Source organism: Cellulosimicrobium funkei, assembly GCF_004519295.1.
GTDB classification, from domain to species: Bacteria; Actinomycetota; Actinomycetes; order Actinomycetales; family Cellulomonadaceae; genus Cellulosimicrobium; species Cellulosimicrobium funkei.
Map to the genome: position 1 here is coordinate 149,868 of NZ_SOZH01000001.1, position 19,977 is coordinate 169,844.

The following is a 19,977-nucleotide window of genomic DNA, read 5'->3' on the forward strand; positions in this document are numbered from 1 at the left end:
GGGCCGCTGCCCGGCGTCCCCTCACCCTTCCCTCAGCGAGGAGAGAACCATGCGCATGATCAGGAGACCGGCGCCGTGGCGACGCGTCGCAGCGTCGACGATGCTGGCAGCTCTCGTGTGCGGCGGTGCCGTGCAGACCAGCGCAGCCGCCCCGGACACGGGCCCGGGCCCGGGCGCGGGCGCGGGCGCACCGACGTCGGACAGTGCCGTCGTCGCGGGGGTCGACGACTTCCCGTCCGCGCCGTCGCCGTGGCGTGACCTCGACTGGCGCCAGCGCGCGATCGACTACGACTCCTACGTGTACGACTGGACCGACCGCGGTGTCTACACGACCATCCGGGAGGACACCCACGCCCTCAACATGCCGGAGGGGTCGACCTCGTACTCCATGCCCGCCTACTACGGCGACACCCGGACGGTGAGCGGGGTCGGCCACCAGGAGGCGGTCACCCTCATCGCCTCGGTGGTCGGGGCCACGCTCGTCGGCATCGACAAGTCGGACCAGGACGGCCACGACTACGTGGACATGCTCCGGACCTTCTTCCATCCCGACCTCGGCGTCGCGCGGAACACCCCGGCGTCCGACGCCGCGGCCCCAGGTGGGAAGAGCATGTGGTACGCCACGACGGCCAACGTCCTGTACTCGATGCTCGCCTCGCAGTACCCCGACGCGGCCGACATGACCACGATGCAGCGGTCGATCGCCGACCAGCACTACGCGATGCTCGTGGCGCTGGGAGGCCAGCGGGCCGACCTCACGATGCAGGACTTCGACTTCGCCACGATGACGAAGACCACCGGCCGCAACGAGGGTGGCGACACGGCGGCGGGGACCGCCGCGATCCTGCTCTGGGCGCACGACGCGTTCGGCGACCAGAAGTACCTCGACGGCGCGATCTGGGCGATGGACTATCTGGAGCGCGAGAAGAACCTCTACTACGAGATGCTCCCGCTGCTCGCGCCGTACGTCGCCGCGCGGCTCAACGCCGAGGCCGGCACCGACTACGACGTGACCAAGTACCTGGCCACGCTGCGCGCCGGTACGGACGTGCGCGGTGGCTGGGGGACCGTCGAGGGCAGCTGGGGCGACTATGACGTCTCCGGGCTGAGTGGTTCGCGTACCGACCTGAATGGGTACGCGTTCGCGATGAACAGCTTCGCGACGCCCTGGCTCGCCGCGACCGCCCGCTACGACACGCGCTACGCGGACGCCGTCGGGCGCTGGATGCTCCAGGTCTACAACGCCAGCCGGTACTTCTACGCCGACCAGATGCCCGTCGATGCCCAGCAGCACGGAGACCGCTTCATCGCGGACCCTGCGCACGTCATCGCCTACGAGGGCCTCCGGCACCAGGGCCCCGCCGGGATCATCGCCACCGCCGACACGTACGACCGGGCGAGCAGCTGGGGGATCAACCCCGAGACCACGCAGCTCGGCATGTACGGTTCCAGCTGGGTCGGCTTCCTCGGCGGCACCCTCAGCGCCACGAACGTCGAGCGAGTGCTGCGCACCGACCTCGACGCCCTCGACCCGTACGCGCCCAGCCCCTATCCCACCGCGCTGTACTACAACCCGAGGGAGGACGACGCGGTCGTCGACGTCCGGCTGGAGTCGAGCGACGCGCGCGACCTGTACGACGCGGTGACCGGTCGGCTGCTCGCCCAGCGTGTCTCCGGCGTCGCCCGGGTGACGGTCCCCGCGGGCTCGTCCCTCGTGCTCGTGGAGGCGCCCGCGGACGCCGTGGTGAGCCGGGCCGGCGCGGTGACGTTGCTCGACGACGTCCCCGTCCGGTACGACACCGACCCGCAGCGAGACGTCGCGCTCAGCGGGACGGCCGCCGGCCCCGCGGGGTCGGCGCCCGCCGCCGCCATCGACGGGGACGGCACCACGGCGTGGACGACGGACGGGCAGAGCGAGCAGGTGCTCACCGTCGACCTGGGCGTCAGCCGCCCGGTGAGCGAGGCGACGCTCGACTGGTCGATCCGCCCCGCGGGAGGCGTCACGATCGAGACGTCGGCCGACGGGATCGCCTGGGCCCCGGCAGCGGACGCCGAGGGCTTCTCCGCCTCCGGCACGTTCTCCCTCGCGCCGCGCGACGCCCGGTTCGTGCGTGTGCGCGTCGCCGCCGCCACAGGAGGCGAACAGGCCCTCGCCTCCCTGGAGGTCCGGTCGCGCGACATGGCTCGCGGTGCCCCCGCCACGGGCAGCAGCACGGCCAACGCGATCAACGTCGTCGACCACCTCACGGACGACTCGCGCTGGACCCGGTGGGAGTCGCAGGCGAGCGACCCGCAGCACGTGCAGGTCGACCTCGGGACGGTGCGCCCGATCGGGTCGGTCGTGCTGCACTGGGAGGCCGCCGCCGCCAAGGCGTTCCAGGTCCAGGTCTCGGACGACGGCTCGGACTGGCGCACCGTCGCGAGCGAGAACGACGGAAGGGGCGGCACCCAGGTCGTCTCGCTCGCCCGAGACACCCAGGCCCGGCACCTTCGCGTGGTCGGGACGCAGCGCCTCACGCGGTGGGCCTACTCGCTCCACTCGCTCGAGGCGTACGCCCCCGAGGGGCGCACAGGGCCGCAGCCGCTCGTGAGCGCCGAGGCGCAGGCCCGATGCCTCGCCGGCCGGGCGTACGTCGCCGTCCGGGCTCGCTCTCTCGTGGCCGAGCCGCTCACGGTCGAGTTCTCGACCCCGTACGGCAGGAGCACGCGCGAGGTCCCCGTCGGAGGGAACGCCTACCAGTCCTTCGCGGCACGCATGACCGCCATCCCTGACGGCGTTGCGCACGTCAGCGCGCGGACCTCCGCCGGAGACGCCGAGGTGGCAGCCGTGCCGTACACCGGCGCGTCCTGCTCCTGACCTGTCGCGTGGGGCCCGGCAAGCGTCGGGCCCCACGCTGCTCCGTCTGACGGAAGCTCCCTGCGTCCGAGACAGGTGCTGCCGCTCGACCGGTCGGGCGCTGCACGGTCGAGCGGCTGATGCGGGCTGCTGATCTGTGCGGTGTGGTTCGCGGGCGCGCCAAGCGCACCACGATCCCAGCCAAGGACGGGTGCCGGGCCGGGGACCTGGTGAAGCGCGACTTTCGCGCGGACGCGCCGAACCAGCTGTGGGTGGCTGACTTCACCTACGTGCGCACGTGGTCCGGGTTCTGCTACGTCGCGTCAGAGATCTCGCAGGTCTGATCCAGCACAGCGATGCCGGCTCTCAGGGCGGATCCAACCGGTGGTCGCAACACCTCGAGTTGATGGAGGTGTTCGATGGTTCGTCGGCAGCAGGCAGCGGACAGGGCGGTGCGCCCGAGACTGAGATCGCCGGGTCGCCCGAAGTTCCAGCGCCGGGTGGAGGCCGCGTTCTGGGCCGAGATCGCCAAGGGGCTGCTGCCCGCGGATGCGGCGGCCGTGATCGGTGTGTCGCAGCCGGTCGGTCAGCGGTGGTTCCACAACGGTGGCGGCATGCCGCCGTTCGACCTCAAGGCGCGGCCCTCGGGCCGCTACCTGTCCTTCGCTGAGCGCGAGGAGATCGCTCTGCTCAGGGCCCAGTCCAAGGGCGTCCGCGAGATCGCCCGGACGGTCGGGCGCGATCCGGGGACGGTCTCGCGTGAGCTGCGCCGCAACGCCGCGACCCGCAGCGGCAAGCTCGAGTACCGGGCGTCGGTCGCGCAGTGGAAGGCCGACATGGTCGCGCGGCGGCCGAAGACCCCGAAGCTGGTCGCCGACCCGCGGCTGCATGCCTACGTCCACGAGCGGCTCTCGGGCCAGATCCGTCGGCCAGACGGCACGAGGGCGGGCAGACCGCGACCGCCGCGGTTCACCGGCAACAACAAACCGCATCGCAAGGACCGGGCCTGGGTGCAGGCATGGGGCCCGGAACAGATCGCCCACCGGATGTGGGTGCCCTCTACATCCAGGGCCGTGGCCTTCTCAAGCGCGAGCTGGTCTGGTGCCTGCGCACCGGGCGCGCGCCTCGGGCGCCTCGGGAGTGGTCGCGGCGTAAGACCTGGGCGCCCAGGGAGGTGCTGCCGCTTCAGAGTTGATCGCCGGAGTGGCAGGCTGCGTGGGCGCTGAGGTGGGCGGCTGTGCGGGCAAGCGGCCGGCGGCGGCGAAGTCGCGTCCCTGCGGGGAGACGCCGGCCCCGGCCTGGAACTCGAAATCGCACGCGCCTTCGGTGCGAAGGGCTTCACCGTCGCGCTCGTCGCGCGCACCGCCGCCAAGCTCGACGCCCTCGCCTCCCAGCTGCAGGACGAAGGGATCGACGCGGCAGGCTTTGCCGCCGACATCACCCAGCCGGACACCATCACCGCCGCGTTCCAGAACATCAAGGAGCGCTTCGGACGCGTCGACGTCCTGAACTTCGCCCCGGCCGACCAGTCCCTCAACGTCACCGGGGTCCTCGATGTCACCCGCGAGAGCCTTCAGCCCCAGCTCGACTTCTACCTGCACGGCGCCATCCAAACGATCAAGCAGGTCGCGCCCGACATGATCGAGGCACAGTCCGGGACCATCCTCGTCACCACCGGCGGCGGGTCCATCGAGCCCGTCCCCATGCTCGCCAACGTCACCATCGCGGCCGCCGGCCTGCGCAACTGGACGATGAACCTGCACAAGGAACTCAAGCAGCACGGCATCTACGTCGCACACATCGCGATCAGTGCCTGGATCGGCAAGGGGCACCCCGCCGAGCCTGCGGCCATCGCCGCCGCGTACCCGGGAGCTCTACGAGACCCGCGAAGAGCCCGAACTGCACTACGTCGCGCTCGACAAGTGGCCCAGGCTGCCAGCGCCGGGCCCAGCGAACTCGGGGGGCCGGGCGCGCGCTGTCCTGTGCCAGAACCGACGGCGGTCTCAACCCACCAACGCACCACCTGTGGCGAGGCTACTGTGCCTTGCTCCCATCGACGAGGTCCTTGCGCGTTGGTCCCGAGAGGATCTGATCCTTCGTCGATCGACCCTGGGCCGTGTCGATGTCCCCCCGAATGAAGACCCGGTCGGTGAACTCTCGGATGATCTTCTGTTGCGAGTCTTCGTCGAGGTTGGCGGTAAAGGGGAGGATCTGTCGGAGTGCGAGGTCTGTTCGCTTCGCTGCTCGGGCTTCGAGGTGGTGCTGCTGTCCGCGACGCCCGAGAAGGCCTGCGATCCCGAGTGTGCCGAGAGATACCGCTAGCCGGGTCAGCGAGAGTCCGACGTTGGAGTCAGCATCGGGTTCGATGTTGAGAAGGTGATGCACGATCACCAGGAGGCCAGCTGCTCCGACGAGAGCAGCAGCGATGTCGCAGACCCATGCTGCGATCGTCTTGTTGCGGGCGTAGCGGCCGTAGTCGGTGGCGACGATGTGCGAGGTTGTTGCATGCACGACGTTGCGCGCTTGCTCCTCAAGGGCGTTCAGCCGGGTGAGGGTCTGTGTCGCCTCTTGGCGCGCGTCGTCATTCGAGGCGCTCCACTGCGTGAGGAGTTCGGAGAGCTTCTGATCCTGGGTGTCTCGCACGTCGCTCACGGCCTCCGCTGCCTCGGTCGTGAACGTCGCGATGGCCTCGGTGATGCGCTGCCTCTCGGTACCGATCGCCTCGCTCAGAGCCTCCTGCTTGCTCTGGAGCTCATCGAGCTCCATCGATGCCTTCGTCTCGCGACCGCTGAGCTCCTCAATCGCCTGCGCGGCCTTGTTCTGGAACGCGTCAGTGGCGCTGCTGAGCCCGGAGAGGTAGTGCGCGATCTTCATGGGGGGCCAGGAGGCAAGTGTGTCGAGCACTGCGTCTGCGTGAGGGGTGATCTGCGACCACTGGTAACTGCCGCTGTTGACCGACTCGACGTAGTTCGCCAGGTTCGAGACGCTCGCCCCGAGGTTGTTGAGCATCGCGGGCGAGATCTCGCGAGCATCACTCTTGTTGCGTCGCTCCTCGAGCAGTTCGAGAACCATGCCTACGTAGGCCAGGGCGTCCTGCTCGCCACGCTCTGTCGGCATCGTCGAGGCGTTCATGTGGGCGCGCGCCTGCTCGACGTACTGCCACACCCCGCTGCTCTTGAATCGCTCGTCCCACAGCATCAACGCCTCCCTGGCGCTGAGAGTACGGGGCGCTCCCCACGCAACGGCCACGTGTGCGGGGTGAAGTTGCGCAGCGAGGGCCAGCAGCGTTTGGAACTCAGCGGGTCGAAGAACTGCTCGTCGTGCGCCCTGCCCGATCGACGGCCCGGTAGACGGTGGCCCGCGAGACGCCGAAGAGTTCGGCGATCTCGGCAGAGGTGTGGTTGCCGGCGTGGTGGAGGTCGACGAGGTGTCGCTCCTGGGCGGCGGTGAGCTTGGGCTTGCGGCCCTTGAGCTTGCCCTTGGCCTTGGCGATCGCCATGCCTTCGCGAGTGCGGGCGCGGATGAGGTCGGCCTCGAACTCGGCGACCATCGCGAGCACGTTGAGCAGGAGCCGGCCGACGGGGTCGTTCGGGTCGTGGACCGTGGTCCCGATCTGGAGCCGAACGCCGTGGGTGGTGAGCTCGTCGACGATGTCGCGTGCGTCGCGGATCGAGCGGGCAAGTCGGTCGAGCTTGGTCACGACGAGCGTGTCCCCGGCCCTGGTTGCAGCCAGGGCCTCGCGGAGCCCGGGCCGGTCGCGGTGGGTGCCGGTCACGCCCTGGTCGACATAGACGCGTCGCGGATCGACTCCCATCGCCTCCAGCGCTCGGCGTTGAGCGGTGAGGTCCTGCTCGGCCGTCGAGCAGCGGGCGTACCCAATGAGCGTCGCAGTCATGGCGTGAGTGTCGCAGATAGGCAACCATCACCGGGCAGGCTTGCGGGCGGGCCTATCGAGACGGTTCAGATCGAGGTGCCGCCTCCGGAGGCCGACGGCGCGCGAGGTGTCTCGGTAGGGGATCCACTTGCGGGCACTAAGCGGTTCCCGACCGATCTAGGCAGTAGCCGTGATGCGGAGCGCGTCAGCGAGGACAAGCGCCTCCAGCTCTCGCGCGATCCGTTCTCGCAGCTCTGTCTGCTTGGGCCCGAGTGCTGTTGCCGGGTCTCGCCAGTGGCTTGCGTCGTAGTCCCAGACGGGGCGAGTAACGCGGTGTGCTGGTTCCCACCGGTATCGGGGCCAGACATGGGCGTGGACGAACGTATCCCTGTTTCCGAGGACTTCTAGATTGACTCGCCGAAACGCTGGGTCCGTCGAGCGGCATGCTCTTTCCACCGCTGTCGCGAGAAGGTCGGCGTCCGCGAGGAACTGGACACGCTCCTGACGCGACAGCTCTCCCAGTGCAGACGCCGATGGGTCCTTGCCGAGCAGCACGCAGTATCCCGGGAGGAACTGCGCATCGCCGATCACCGCGAAGCCCGCGGAGAGTTCCGCAAGTACCGTCGGGTTCTCACCACGCTGCGCGGAGCCGATCCGATCATCACGCCAGTCCACACCCCGACCGTATCGGCTTGATCTCTCCCAGGTGGACGGTCTCGCTGCGATACATCACGGTCGCCGGTCCTCACGGCGGGCATCAGCTGCTCCTGGCCGACTGGCGCATCGCCACGATCTCTCCTCGAGCGACCATCGCCATTTCGCCAAACTTCTCCGCCGGTGCCAACCAGCCGAGTACGCGGCGTGGTCGCTCATTGAGCAGCCTCTGGATCCGTTCGAGTTCGTCGCTGGTCGTAGCGGTCAGGTTGGCGCGGCGGGGGAGGTACTGACGCAGGAGGCGGTTGGTGTTCTCGTTGGTGCCGCGTTGCCACGGGCTACGGGGGTCGCAGAAGTAGACCGGGGCGTCGATGAGCGCGCTGAGGAAGGCGTGGTCGGCCATCTCGCGGCCGCGGTCCCAGGTCAGGGACTTGCACATGCCGGGTGGGACGTTGAACAGGGCGCGGGCGACGGCGATGCTGACGTCCTTGGCCTTGATCCCGTCGGGCAGGGGCACGATCTTCAGGTAGCGGGTGGTGCGCTCCACGAGCGTCGCGACCGCGCTGGGGCGCTTGCCCATGACGAGGTCGCCTTCCCAGTGGCCGGGTTCGAGCCGGTCGGTCACGGTGGCGGGGCGGTGGTGGATGGAGACCATGTCGCGCAGGTGCCCGCGCCCGTGTGAGCGCTCACGAGCCGGGGTCGGCGCATCGTGCGACCGGACCGCAGTCGCTGGTAGGTGGCCTTCGGGAGGTTCCGCGACGTCGGCAGGTACACGGCGCGGTAGATCGTCTCGTGCGAGACCCACATGCGGGGCTCGGCGGGATGTTCGCGACGCAGCCACGCCGCGATCTGCTGCGGGGACCAGTCCAGCTCGAGCCGCGAGAGCACCGTCGCACGCAGCCGCTCGTCGTTCGCGAGGCGTGGTGCCCGAGGCCGCCTGGCTTCGAAGCGGGCGCGCTCGTCGGCGACCGTGGCGCGGTAACCGGCGCGGCCGCCGTTGCGTGCGATCTCGCGCGAGACCGTCGAGGCCGACCGCCCCAACCCTTCGGCGATAGCTCGAGCAGAGAGACCAACGGCGATCCCACGCGAGATCTCCTCCCGCTCACCTGGGCTCAGGTGCCGCGACGACCGCCTCGGCAACGCGGGTCGCACCCCGCCATGACGAAGCAGGTACCGGCGCACATGATGCTCCTGGAGGCCGGCCCGATCGGCGATCCGCCGGAGCGACTCGCCCTCGCCCCATGCCTGCCACACGACCTCCTGTACCGCAGCAGGCAGCGACATCACGACACTCATCCCGACCTCCACGACCATGCATCATCCACCCTCGTGGTGCATCGATCGGTTGAGACCGCCACCTTTTCTGACGCAGCCGTGCCGCGTGCAGGGCGCGCCGTCGACACGCCGCTCAACCTCGTTCGCCCCCCGCCGGCGCAGAACCTCCGGCGGGGATTCACTGTGGTCGTCGCCGCGCGGATGGTCGCTGCCGCTGCTCGGATTCCTCAGTGCTCCTGTAGTGGCGGGTGGAACCTACTTTGCATGCCACGCGCGCCGCGCGCGGGTTCCTGCAAGGTACGGCGGTGTGTCCGTGCAATCTGCGCTGCACGTCGACAGTGTTGTTGCCGAGATGTAGGCCACTTTGATCGATCCTGCGTGGAGTACACCCTGACGCCGCTCCGATGCTCGCGGGTGTCGAGATGCCATGGAGTTCGTCGCATCACCGCTCCGCCTCGTTCGGTAGAACACAGCCGGGAGCTACCGACAACGAGGGCCCCTCTCGACGCAACCTGCGGGCTCAAGCCGGTGGTTCGAGAGAGATCGGCGATCCGCGGCCGTGGCGTTCTGTCGCTGGGCTGCCTCTCCACAGTGCCGCTCAGGGCTCGACGCGCCATCGACGAGTCGCCTGAGCCCGCGGGGAGAGCGTCACCGACACGAGGGCAAGGATCACCACTCCCACGTTGGCGGCGAGGGTGCCCGCCCAGGTCGTCGGCGGGATGCCGAGGGTGAAGCTGGCGGCGTTGAACACCGTGTGGGTGAGGATGCACAGGAGCACCCCGTTCGTGTCCGCCACCCGGAAGATCGCGCCGTAGAGGAAGCGGAACGCCATGACCTGGACCGCGAACATCCAGAAGTCGATCTGACCGGACTCGTGGTTCGTGCCGGGAATGAAGAAGAGCGGCACGTGCCAGAGGAGCCAGATGATCCCGACCACCAGCGAGGACGGGACGAACCCCCACCGCCGATCGAGCCCGGGTTGCAGCGCGGTCATCCAGCCGGCCTCCTCCATGCCGCCGATGACGAGGTTGCCCGGCAGGGACAGGAAGAACATGAACCACGGGAGCGCGTGCGCTGACGGTCCGGAGACCAGCAGGTGGAGCGCGAAGTACAGCGCGAGCGCGGAGAGGGCGAGCAGAAACCCCGCGGGACGGCCACGGACGGCGAAGACGAGCCGCAGCCACTCCCGGAGGCCTGAGACCCTCCGGTTCGCTCGCAGGACGACGTAGGAGGCGATCGCGGGCGAGAGGATGTAGAGCGCGAACGGCACGTTCGCCAGGAGCTCGGGAACCGTGGTGACGACGTTGTGCACCTCGTAGCCGGAGCGGGCCGCCACGATCAGACCGCCGGAGAGCCCGTAGGCGATGAGGAACGTGAGCGTCACGAACTGGCGAGCGATCCGTGCGTCCGTCACCCCGCAACGATAGGGCCGGCACCGCAGGCGGACGCCGCTCGTCCAGGAGCGCGGCTCGACGTCGGCGCGAGGGGCCCGGACGACAGCCGCACGTCGTCGGTGGGCGCGGCCGTCCGGTCGCTGCTGCGGACGAGGTGCGGTCGGGACGGCGGGTCGTCGTCCGCCGTCAGCCCGCGACCGCCATGCGCGCGAGCGCCCGGGCGGCGCGCTCCGTGACGACGGCGAGCGACGCGCCGACGTGGTGGTGCAGGGCGGTGCGGGCCTCGGGGAGCCGGTCGGCGAGCACGAGCTCGAGGATCCGGACGTGCTCGTCGACGGTGCTGCGCACGCGCTCGTCCTCGACGAAGTCGTACCGCCGCACGGCGCGGACCTTCTCGTTGACCTCGACGAGCGCCTGCGTCATCCGCTCGTTCCCGGCCGCGCGGGACAGCGCCGTGTGGAAGCGCTCGTCGAGCAGCACGAAGCCGGGGTCCGGCCGGGGAGGGGTGGCGCGGAGCTCGACCCACCGCGCGAGCTCGGCGCGCAGCACGTCCGTGTCGTGGCGCAGCCCCGGGTTCTCGATGACGCGGTCGAGGCCTCGGAGCTCGAGGGTCACGCGCAGCTCGTCGAGGTCGCGCAGCTCGGCAAGGCTCGGCACGACGACGGCGTACCCGAAGTCGGTGCGCTCGACGAGGCCGTCGGACAGCAGGCGGGACAGCGCCTCGCGCACGGGGGTGCGCGACACGCCGAACCGTCGGCCGAGCTTGGGCTCGGTGAGCCGTTCACGGGGGTCGATGCGCCCGTCGAGGATCTCGCCCCGCAGGCGTGCGTACACGGCGTCGCGCAGCGAGGTGGTAGCCCGTTCCGACGCGGTGACGACGTCCGTGCGGGCGCCCGGGTCGTCGGGCCGGGGCCCGGTCCGTGCTCTCACCGTCCGCACGCGTCGTGCCGTCGGTCGCCGGTGGCCACCCACCGCCCCGCGAGCACGGTGCCTACACCGCCATCGCCGCGCGCACGCTGTGCTCGGCGGCCTCGCCGCCCGCGCCGCGGCTCGTCACGCGCCCGGACTGCAGGACAACGTAGTCGCGTGCCGCGCCGAGCGCGAACCCGACGTGCTGCTCGACGAGCAGCACGGACAGCCCGCCCGCGTCGGTGAGCGTGAGGATCGCGTCCTCGATCTCCGTGACGACGGACGGCTGGATGCCCTCGGTGGGCTCGTCGAGCACGAGCACGCGCGGGCCGGTGAGGAGGGCGCGCGCGATGGCGAGCTGCTGGCGCTGCCCGCCGGACAGGAGCCCCGCCCGCCGGCCGAGCAGCCCGCGCAGGGCGGGGAACAGGTCGAGCGCCTCGTCGAGGCGGCGCGGCCCCTCGCGCGACGTGTCGGCGACGAGCTGGAGGTTCTCCCGCGCCGTGAGGTCGCCGAACGACTGCTGCCCCTGCGGCACGTACGCGAGACCGCGCCGCACGCGCTGGTGGGTCGGGAGGCGGGTGAGGTCCTCGCCGTCGAGCACGACGCTCCCCGACCGAGCCTTGAGCAGCCCGAGCGCGGTGCGCAGGAGCGTCGTCTTGCCGGCGCCGTTGTGCCCGAGCACGGCGGCGACGCCACCGGCGGGCACGGTGACGTCGACGCCGTGGAGCACCATGGTCCGGCCGTAGCCGGCGTGCAGGCCCGTGAGCTCGAGCATCACGCCTCCTTCTCGTCGGTCGTCGGGGCCGACGACGTCGGCGCCGCGCCCCGTCGTCGGGCACCGCGGGTCGCGCCCGCGCTGCCGAGGTAGACCTCCTGCACGCGCGGGTCGGCCTGGACCTCGGCGTACGTGCCCTCGGCGAGCACCTGCCCGAGGTGCAGCACGGTCACCGAGGACGCGAACGCCCGCAGGAACTCCATGTCGTGCTCGACGACCACGACGGTCCGCTGGGCGCCGATGCGTCGCAGCAGCTCTCCCGTCTGCTCGCGCTCGGCCTGGCTCATGCCGGCGACGGGCTCGTCGAGGAGCAGCAGCCGCGCGTCCTGGACGAGCAGCATGCCGATCTCGAGCCACTGCTTCTGCCCGTGCGCGAGGATCCCCGCCTGGACGTCGCGCAGGTGGGCGAGCCCGACGGTCTCCAGCGCCTGCTCGACGGCCGCGGGGGTCGAGGACCGGCGGCGCAGCAGCGTGAGCGGGCCCCGGCCGGCGCCGGCCGCGATGTCGAGGTTCTGCAGCACGCTCAGCTCCTCGAAGACGCTCGCGGTCTGGAACGTGCGCCCGACGCCCGCCCGCGCGATGCGGTGCGTCTTCTTCCCGAGGAGCTCGACGCCCCCGAACTGCACCGAGCCGGACGCCGTGGCGAGACCGGTGATCGCGTCGACGATCGTCGTCTTGCCCGCGCCGTTGGGCCCGATGAGGAAGCGCAGGTCACCCGCGGTGACGGTGAGGTCGACGCCCTGGACGGCGACGAACCCGTCGAACTCGACGCGCAGCCCCCGGACCTGGAGGTAGTCGTGGCGGAAGCGCGAGTCGTCGACGCCGAGGACGGCCTGCGCGGCCTCCAGGTCGAGGCCGTCGCCCGCGACGCCGGTCTCGAGGACGGCGGCGCCGAGCGTCTCCAGGTCGTTCGCCGCGTTCGCCGCGTTCGCCGCGTCCGCGGCGGGCTCGGTGGGTCGGGTGGTCATGCGGTCCTCCCGGTGGTCGCGGGGTCGTGGTCGACGGCGGTCGTCCCCGCGGTGGCCGACCCGCCCGCGGCGGTGGCGCCGCCCCGGCGAGCGTCCTCCGAGGCGGCGTCGCCTGCCGGGGCGGGGCCGCCGTCGGGCACGGGGGTGGCGCGCGACCGGCGCCGTCGCGTGAACAGCTCGGCGAGGCCGCCGGGCAGGAACGCGACGACGAGGATGAACAGCGCGCCCTGCGCGTAGATCCAGCCGGACGGGAACGTCTCGGACAGGCTCGTCTGCGCCCAGCTCACGGCGACGGACCCGAGCACCGGCCCGAGCAGGGTGGCCCGGCCGCCGATCGCGACCCCGATGAGGAAGCCGATCGACGGCACGACCCCCACGTCGGCGGGCGAGACGATCCCGACGATCGGCACGAACAGCGCACCGCCCACGGCGGCCATGAAGGCGGCGACGGCGTACGCGACGACCTTGACCTTCGCGGGGTCGTAGCCGAGGAACCGCACGCGGTTCTCCTGGTCGCGCACGGCGACGAGCAGCTCGCCGAAGCGCGACACCATGAGCTGGCGCGCGACCGCGACCATGACGAGGAGGGCCCCGGCGGCGAGGAAGAAGAGCATCCGCTTGTTCACGGGGTCGGCGAGGTCGTACCCGAAGAACGAGCGGAACCCGTTGAGGCCGTTGGTGCCGCCCGTCGTCGCCTGCTGGCCGACGAGGAGGATCGCGAACGCGGCGGCGAGCGCCTGCGAGAGGATCGCGAAGTACGCGCCCCGGACGCGTCGCGTGAAGACGGCGAACCCGAGCAGCGCGGCGAGGCCCGCGGGTACGACCACGATGGCGAGGATCGTCACGACGGGCGACCGGAACGGCTCCCACCAGCCCGGGACCTCGCCCGAGCCGTAGAGCATCATGAAGTCCGGGACGCCGTCCGGCCCGGCGTCCGCGAGCTTGAGGTGCATCGCCATGAGGTACGCGCCGAGGCCGAAGAACACGCCCTGGCCGAGCGTGAGCATCCCGCCGCGGCCCCACGCGAGCCCGATGCCGACGGCGACCATGGCGAGGCACAGGAACTTCCCCAGCAGGCCGAGCCGGAACGTGGAGAGCGTCGCGGGCGCGACGGCGAACAGCAGGACCGCGGCGACGGCGAACCCGACGACGACGCGGGCGCGCGACGAGCGGTACAGGGCGGCGAGCCGCGACGGGCTCCCGGTCGTGACGGCGGTCATGCGAGGCTCCTCGTCCGGACCGACACGAGGCCCTGGGGTCGCACCTGGAGGAAGACGACGATGACGACGAACACGAGCACCTTGGCGATGCTCGCGGTCGTCGAGTACTCGAAGGTGGCCTGGAGCAGCCCGAGCGCGAACGCCGCGACGACCGTGCCCTTGATCTGCCCGATGCCGCCCGCCACGACGACGAGGAACGCGTCGACGACGTAGCTCGTCCCGAGCGTGGGCCCGATGGACCCGAGCAGGGTGAGCGCGACGCCCGCGATCCCCGCGAGGCCCGAGCCGACGAAGAACGTGAGGCGGTCGGTCGCGCGGGTGGAGACCCCGCTCGCCTCGGCGAGGTCCCGGTTCTGCACGACGGCGCGGATCCGCCGCCCGAGCGGCGTCACCTTGAGCACGACGGCCAGCGCGACGACCGCGACGACGGCGAGCGCCAGGATGAACACGCGCGTCTTCGGGACGGCGAGGCCGAACAGGTCGACGGCGCCGCTCAGCCAGGCGGGGGCACGCACGTCGACGTTGGGGGCGCCGAACACGTCGCGCGCGACCTGCTGGAGCACGAGCGCGACGCCCCAGGTCACGAGCAGGGTGTCGAGCGGCCGCTTGTACATGCGGTGGATGAGCGTCGCCTCGAGCAGCAGGCCCAGCAGCCCGCCGACGAGGAACCCGAGCGGCAGCGACACGAGGAGCGAGAGCCCGGCGTTCCCGACGACCCCCTGCACGACGAACGCCGTGTAGGCGCCCGCCATCATGAACTCGCCGTGCGCCATGTTGATGACGCCCATCTGACCGAACGTGAGCGCCAGCCCGAGGGCGGCGAGGAGCAGGACCGAGCCGAGGCTCAGGCCCGCGAAGAGCTGCGAGAACAGCACGTCCATGGGCGGTACGCCTTCCGGTGGGTGCGTGCGAGGGGGCAGGGTGCCGCGTGCGGCGACGTGACGGGAGAGGCGGGGAGCGGGGTGTGAGCGCCGGGTCGTGGCGGGTCTGGCCGAGGGAGACTCCGTAGTGAGCTTGCGAACGGAGGAGGATCCCGACCGAGAACACGGGAGCCCGCGAGGAACGAGCGGGAGGATGGTAGACCCGGCGCTCACACCCCGGTTGCCGCCGGGCTCGAGCCCGGCGGGCCTCCCCGACTACGAGAGGCCCTCGGCCCAGTCGTAGCCCTCGAGGTACGGGTCGGGCTCGATCGGCTCGCCCGAGCTCCACTCGGTGTAGATGAGGCCGTCGGGGCCGATCTTGCCGATCAGGGCGGTCTTCGCGACGTGGTGGTTGTCGCCGTTCACGGTGACGGACCCCTCCGGCGCGTCGAAGGTCACGCCGTCGGCGGCCTCCTGGACGTCGGCGACGTCGAACGACTCGGCCTTCTCGACCATGCCCTTCCACAGGTAGAGCGACGTGTACGCGGCCTCCATCGGGTCCGACGTCACGCGGTCGGCGCCGTACTTCGCCTGGAACGCCTCGACGAACGTGGTGTTCTCCGGGCTGTCGATGGTCTGGTAGTAGTTCCAGGCCGTGAGCTGGCCCTCGACGTTCTCGATGCCGACGCCGCCGACCTCCTCCTCGGCGATCGACACCGACACGACGGGCATCGTGTCCGGGCCGAGCCCGGCGTTCTTGTACTCCTTGAAGAACGCGACGTTGGAGTCGCCGTTGAGCGTGTTGAACACGGCGTCGGCCCCGGCGGACCTCACCTTGTTGACGATCGTGGAGAAGTCGGTGTGGCCGAGGGGCGCGTACTCCTCGCCGAGGACCTCGATGCCGTGGGCCTCCGCGTAGGCGTTGATGATCTTGTTCGCGGTGCGGGGGAAGACGTAGTCGGAGCCGACGAGGAAGATCGACGTGACGCCCTGCTCCTCGAGGTAGTCGAGCGCGGGGACGATCTGCTGGTTCGTCGTCGCGCCGGTGTAGAAGATGTTCGGCGACGACTCGAGGCCCTCGTACTGGACGGGGTAGAACAGCAGCGAGTCCTGCGCCTCGAAGACGGGGAGCATCGCCTTGCGCGACGCGGAGGTCCAGCCGCCGAACACCGCGGCGACGCAGTCGCTCGTGATGAGCTTCTCCGCCTTCTCCGCGAAGACGGTGGGCTCGGACTGGCCGTCCTCCTGGACGATCTCGAGCTGCTTGCCGAGCACGCCGCCGTCGGCGTTGATCTCCTCCGCCGCGAGGGCGAGCGAGTCCGCGACGGTCTGCTCGGAGATCGCCATCGTGCCCGAGAGCGAGTTGAGGAAGCCGATCTTGACGGTGTCGCCGGAGGTGTCGACGCAGCTCTCGGCGGCGCTGGGCGTGGAGCCCCCGCCCTCGCCGGCCTCCGTCCTCGCGCCGCACGCGGTGAGCGTGAGCGCGAGCGCGACGAGGGCGGCGGCCGGGGCGAGACGGGTCGTGGCGCGTGAAGGTGTCACGAGGGTCCTTTCAGCGGGTTCTCACAGCGGGGTTCTCGGCGGGTGCCGACGGCTGCCGGACGGGCGGCCGCTCCTCGCGGGCTCCGGGTACGGGCGCGTATACGGCCGTGCGCCCTGCGCGGTGCCCACGGTCGTCGACGCTAGTGACGGCGTGTTTCGGGTGTTCTGCCCGGGTTGTTAACGGGGCGTGTCAGGCAGTCACGATCCGGTCACGCCGACCCGGGCCGTGCGACGGGCGGCGGCGCGCAGGCCCGCGCCCAGCACGCCGACGGTCAGCGCGACGACGAGCGCGACGCCGACGAGCCCTGCGACGCCGACGAAGATCCCGCCGACCTCGCCGTAGTCCGCGAGGGGTGCGCCCGCGAACGCGTGGTCGCGTGCGGCATCGGCGAACCCGACCGACTCGGCGGTCGCCTCGAGCCCGTCGGGCGTCGCCGCGGCGAACGACGACACGACGACGGCGGCGAGCAGCGCCCCGGTGCCGAGGGCGAGGACGGCGCGCCGCACCGCGGCGAGGGGGGCGGACGGCGCGAGCGCGGGGGCCCGGCGGTCCTCGACGGCCGCGACGCCCGGCGCGCCGGCGAGCACGAGGCCGACGACCCCGGCGGTGATGAGCGCCTCGCCGAGCCCGACGAGGAGGTGCACGCCGAGCATCTGGCCGACGAGCTCGCCGACCGGGACCGGCACGGTCCCGCCGACGGCGAAGAGGCCTGCGAACACCGCGGCGGACACCGGGACGCTCACGAGCGCGCCGGCGCCGGCGGCGGCCGCGGCGCCCCGGCCGCGCGTCGCGCGGAGCACCCCGCGCGTCACCGCCCAGCCGACGAGCGTCCCGACGACGGCCATGAGGAGCACGTTCGTGCCCAGGGCGGTGAGCCCGCCGTCGGCGAACACGAGCGCCTGCACGAGCAGCACGGTGGTCACGGACAGCACGCCGAGCCACGGCCCGACGAGCGCCGCCGCGAGCGCCCCGCCCATGAGGTGCCCGCTCGTGCCGGCGGCGACGGGGTAGTTGAGCATCTGCACGGCGAAGACGAACCCGGTCGTCGCGGCCGTGAGCGCGACGCGCCGGGGGGTGAGGTCCTCGCGTGCCCGGTACGCGGCGTACCCGACGGCGGCGAGGGACACGACGGCGGTGGTCGCCGACGTGGGGTCGTCGAGGAAGTGGTCGGGGACGTGCATGTCAGGCTCCTGTCGTCAGCAGTGCGGTGCGGTGGTCGGGGAGGCCGAGGTCGGGGAGGCCGCGCGTGCCGCGCACGGCCGCCGCCCAGGCGGTGACGACGCCGTCGGTGCCGGCGTCGTGGGTGCTCGCCCCCAGGTGGCGGACGACGGCGCCCGGACCGTCGAGGTCGAGCCGCAGGGGGCCGGACGGGGCGGCGGCGTGCGCCGCGGGCGGCCGGGCGCCCAGGCACAGCACCGAGTCGACGACGCGGGCGTCACCGAGGATCCCGGGCAGCGCCCGGTCGTCGCCGAGGTCGAGGTCCTCGACGAAGAGCTCGCGCGCCTGCCGGGGCGTGCCCCCTGCATCTGGTGACTCCCGCGGGGCCCCGGTCTCGTCGGTGGCCCGGGTGCGCGAGCGCAGGCGCCCGCCCCGCTCCCCGGTCCGGCCGAGCACGAGCGTCTCGCGGAGCAGCGCGACGGCGCTCCTGCCGAGGCGCACGTCGGTGCGCCGGTCGACGTCGGCCCCGTCCGCGACGACGAACGGCAGCGCGTCCCAGACGAGGAGGCCGTCGTCGTCCACCCGGACCGCGACGTCCCAGGACGCGGACCGGCCGCGCCCGGCGTACGCGACGGTGCCCGACACCTCGACGAGCTCGACCTCGACGCCGCGCCCGACGTGCACCTCGACCCGGACGCGGTCGCCGCCCAGGAGCATCGCGCGCGTCGCGACGAGCGCGACGCGCACCCTCGTGGGGCTCGCGGACAGCACGCGCGGGCTCAGCGCGCCGGGGCGCAGGTCGCAACGCACGCGGCCGCCCTCGCGGTACGCCCCGACGCGCGTCACGTCGTCCACGTGCGGCTCGTCGCCCGGGGTCAGCCGCGCCCGGGCGCGGTCACCGGCTCCGCGGCTGCGGCGTCGTGCACGTGGGCGGGGGAGTGGTCGTCGTGGGCGGGCGAGTGGTCGTGCGGGGCGTCGCCCTCACCGTGGGTGTGGAGGAACCCGCCGCCGTCCTCGTCGGCGTGGAAGTGGGGCGCCATCGGGCCCGGGTCCTGCGGCACGTGCGCACCGGCCCGGTGCGCCGCGAGCAGCGTCTGCACCCACGTCGTGAGCGTGTCGATCGACTCGCGGTCGAGGCGCGAGAGCGCGAGCACGGGGGCGCCGTCGCGCGCGGCCGTCGCGTCGAGGACCATGCGCGGGACGTCCACCCCCACGTACGGCGCGAGGTCGGTCTTGTTGACGACGAGCAGGTCCGCCCGGGCGATCCCCGGCCCGCCCTTGCGCGCGACGTCGCCGCCCCCGGCGACGTCGAGCACGAAGATCTGCGCGTCGACGAGCGCGGGCGAGAAGGTGGCGGTGAGGTTGTCGCCGCCGGACTCGACGAGCACGACGTCGAGCGGCGCGAAGTCCTCCTCGAGGTCCTCGACGGCGAGGAGGTTGGCGGTGACGTCGTCGCGGATCGCGGTGTGCGGGCACGCGCCGGTCTCGACCGCGCGGATGCGCTCGGGGTCGAGCACGCCCGCGGAGCGCAGGAACCGCGCGTCCTCGTCCGTGTAGATGTCGTTGGTGACGACCCCGAGGCGCAGCACCTCGGACAGCTCGCGGCACAGGAGCGCGATGAGCGAGCTCTTGCCGGTGCCGACGGGGCCGGCGACGCCGAGGCGCAGCGAGCGGGTCGTGGGGGTCGTGGCGGTCGGAGCGTCGGGCAGGTTCTCAGGCACTGAACAGCCTCTCGGTGGTGCGGGCGTGGGTCTCGGCCCACTGCTCGACGAGCGGTGCGCCGTGCGCGGGGATCGCGCGGGGGTCGGTCAGGGGGGCGACGTCGTGGGCGAGCGCGTCGATCGCGGCCTGCGACGCGACGACCCAGCCCGTCGCGACGACCGGGTCGACGGGCTCGAGCTTCAGCGTGGCCGCGGCGACGGTCTGCACGTCCTCGTACCCGACGAGGCGCGCGACCTGCAGCGCGGACAGCCCCGCGCAGGCGGCCGTCACCCCGAGCACCAGGGGGCGCGGGGGCTGCGGCGCCCGGCGGCCCGACGGCGGTCGGTCGCCCGGACCGCCGCGTCCCTCGTCCGCGGGGCGCGCGGCGGCGACGAGTGCCGCCGCCGCGTCGAGCGCGGCGACCGCGGGGTGCCCCGCCCACAGGCGGCGCAGGAGCCGGAGGTAGCCCCGGCCGAGCCGCTGCGACGTCTCGCGGAGCGCGGGCGACGGCGTCCGCGCCGCCCACGCGACCCAGGTGTCGGCGAGGGCGACCGCGACGGGCGGGAGGTCGTCGTCGGGCGTGAGCGCCGCGTGCCGCGCGACGACCGCGGTCGCGGCCTCGGTGCGCGTGACGGTGGCCAGGCGGGCGCGCACGTAGTCGGGGACGCGCGCGGCGGGCATCCCGGCGCGCAGCGCGGGCTCGAGGCCCGCGGACTGCGTGTGGCCGCCGGTCGGCAGCCGCGCGTCGGCGAGGAGCGCGAGCATGAGCTCGGCGCGCCCGTCGGCGTCGTGGCGGGAGAGGCCGTCCAT

The 19,977-nt window shown here is 72.2% G+C and carries 18 protein-coding genes and 2 pseudogenes; 4 read left to right on the forward strand and 16 right to left on the reverse strand.

Going from position 1 to position 19,977, the window contains the following annotated elements:
• Window positions 1–100 precede the first annotated feature (100 nt).
• The 4 genes and pseudogenes from E1O70_RS00625 (at window position 101) to E1O70_RS20680 (ending at window position 4,974) form a co-directional block, all read left to right on the forward strand.
• Window positions 101–2,857: a discoidin domain-containing protein gene (locus tag E1O70_RS00625; protein ID WP_135350473.1), complete on the forward strand. Its 2,757-nt coding sequence runs from the start codon at window positions 101–103 to the stop codon at window positions 2,855–2,857.
• 92 nt (window positions 2,858–2,949) lie between these two features.
• Window positions 2,950–3,159 (forward strand): annotated as a pseudogene (locus E1O70_RS20250) (IS3-like element ISPfr13 family transposase); the annotation flags it as partial.
• Between the two features lie 96 nt (window positions 3,160–3,255).
• Window positions 3,256–3,992, forward strand: a pseudogene (locus E1O70_RS00630) (transposase); the annotation flags it as partial.
• A gap of 154 nt (window positions 3,993–4,146) precedes the next feature.
• Complete coding sequence (locus tag E1O70_RS20680; RefSeq protein ID WP_370670916.1) at window positions 4,147–4,974, forward strand: SDR family NAD(P)-dependent oxidoreductase; 828 nt, start codon at window positions 4,147–4,149, stop codon at window positions 4,972–4,974.
• On the opposite strand, the gene E1O70_RS20040 is transcribed toward E1O70_RS20680, so the two are convergent.
• The 16 genes from E1O70_RS20040 to E1O70_RS00705 form a co-directional block, all read right to left on the reverse strand.
• Window positions 4,871–6,034 carry a hypothetical protein gene (locus tag E1O70_RS20040; RefSeq protein ID WP_061268112.1) on the reverse strand — a complete coding sequence of 388 codons (1,164 nt, stop codon included), beginning with the start codon at window positions 6,032–6,034 and terminating at the stop codon, window positions 4,871–4,873. The two genes, E1O70_RS20680 and E1O70_RS20040, sit on opposite strands and share 104 nt — an antisense overlap.
• Window positions 6,035–6,131: 97 nt before the next feature.
• Window positions 6,132–6,731, reverse strand: a complete 600-nt coding sequence (locus tag E1O70_RS00640; RefSeq protein ID WP_061268113.1) for a recombinase family protein — start codon at window positions 6,729–6,731, stop codon at window positions 6,132–6,134.
• Between the two features lie 156 nt (window positions 6,732–6,887).
• Window positions 6,888–7,385 carry an HIT family protein gene (locus tag E1O70_RS00645; RefSeq protein ID WP_082774548.1) on the reverse strand — a complete coding sequence of 166 codons (498 nt, stop codon included), beginning with the start codon at window positions 7,383–7,385 and terminating at the stop codon, window positions 6,888–6,890.
• An 82-nt stretch (window positions 7,386–7,467) separates the two neighbouring features.
• The gene (locus E1O70_RS20045) at window positions 7,468–8,028 is read right to left on the reverse strand and encodes an IS30 family transposase (protein WP_240696564.1); all 561 of its coding nucleotides are present in this window, start codon (window positions 8,026–8,028) and stop codon (window positions 7,468–7,470) included.
• Window positions 7,986–8,678 carry an IS30 family transposase gene (locus E1O70_RS20050; protein ID WP_061268115.1) on the reverse strand — a complete coding sequence of 231 codons (693 nt, stop codon included), beginning with the start codon at window positions 8,676–8,678 and terminating at the stop codon, window positions 7,986–7,988. The genes E1O70_RS20045 and E1O70_RS20050 overlap by 43 nt, the downstream gene beginning before the upstream one ends.
• A 559-nt stretch (window positions 8,679–9,237) precedes the next feature.
• The gene (locus E1O70_RS00655) at window positions 9,238–10,053 is read right to left on the reverse strand and encodes a CPBP family intramembrane glutamic endopeptidase (RefSeq protein WP_061268116.1); all 816 of its coding nucleotides are present in this window, start codon (window positions 10,051–10,053) and stop codon (window positions 9,238–9,240) included.
• A gap of 166 nt (window positions 10,054–10,219) precedes the next feature.
• Window positions 10,220–10,963: a GntR family transcriptional regulator gene (locus E1O70_RS00660; protein WP_082774557.1), complete on the reverse strand. Its 744-nt coding sequence runs from the start codon at window positions 10,961–10,963 to the stop codon at window positions 10,220–10,222.
• A 61-nt stretch (window positions 10,964–11,024) separates the two neighbouring features.
• A complete protein-coding gene (gene urtE / locus E1O70_RS00665) occupies window positions 11,025–11,717 on the reverse strand; it encodes an urea ABC transporter ATP-binding subunit UrtE (RefSeq protein WP_061268117.1) in 693 nt (230 codons plus the stop codon).
• On the reverse strand, window positions 11,717–12,685 hold the full coding sequence (gene urtD, locus E1O70_RS00670) for an urea ABC transporter ATP-binding protein UrtD (protein WP_082774549.1): 969 nt from the start codon (window positions 12,683–12,685) through the stop codon (window positions 11,717–11,719). The genes urtE and urtD overlap by 1 nt, the downstream gene beginning before the upstream one ends.
• Complete coding sequence (urtC, locus tag E1O70_RS00675) at window positions 12,682–13,905, reverse strand: urea ABC transporter permease subunit UrtC (RefSeq protein WP_061268118.1); 1,224 nt, start codon at window positions 13,903–13,905, stop codon at window positions 12,682–12,684. Before urtC ends, urtD begins: the two co-directional genes overlap by 4 nt.
• Window positions 13,902–14,786, reverse strand: coding sequence for an urea ABC transporter permease subunit UrtB (gene urtB / locus E1O70_RS00680; RefSeq protein WP_021479861.1), 885 nt, complete (start codon window positions 14,784–14,786; stop codon window positions 13,902–13,904). Before urtB ends, urtC begins: the two co-directional genes overlap by 4 nt.
• A gap of 255 nt (window positions 14,787–15,041) precedes the next feature.
• Window positions 15,042–16,307: an urea ABC transporter substrate-binding protein gene (gene urtA, locus E1O70_RS00685; protein ID WP_061268119.1), complete on the reverse strand. Its 1,266-nt coding sequence runs from the start codon at window positions 16,305–16,307 to the stop codon at window positions 15,042–15,044.
• Between the two features lie 198 nt (window positions 16,308–16,505).
• Entirely contained in the window at window positions 16,506–17,489 is a 984-nt protein-coding gene (locus tag E1O70_RS00690) for an energy-coupling factor ABC transporter permease (RefSeq protein ID WP_061268120.1), read from the reverse strand.
• Window position 17,490: 1 nt separating this feature from the next.
• Entirely contained in the window at window positions 17,491–18,321 is an 831-nt protein-coding gene (locus tag E1O70_RS00695; RefSeq protein WP_061268121.1) for an urease accessory protein UreD, read from the reverse strand.
• 20 nt (window positions 18,322–18,341) lie between these two features.
• Window positions 18,342–19,187, reverse strand: coding sequence for an urease accessory protein UreG (gene ureG, locus E1O70_RS00700; RefSeq protein ID WP_128957688.1), 846 nt, complete (start codon window positions 19,185–19,187; stop codon window positions 18,342–18,344).
• Complete coding sequence (locus E1O70_RS00705) at window positions 19,180–19,977, reverse strand: urease accessory protein UreF (protein WP_205688581.1); 798 nt, start codon at window positions 19,975–19,977, stop codon at window positions 19,180–19,182. The genes ureG and E1O70_RS00705 overlap by 8 nt, the downstream gene beginning before the upstream one ends.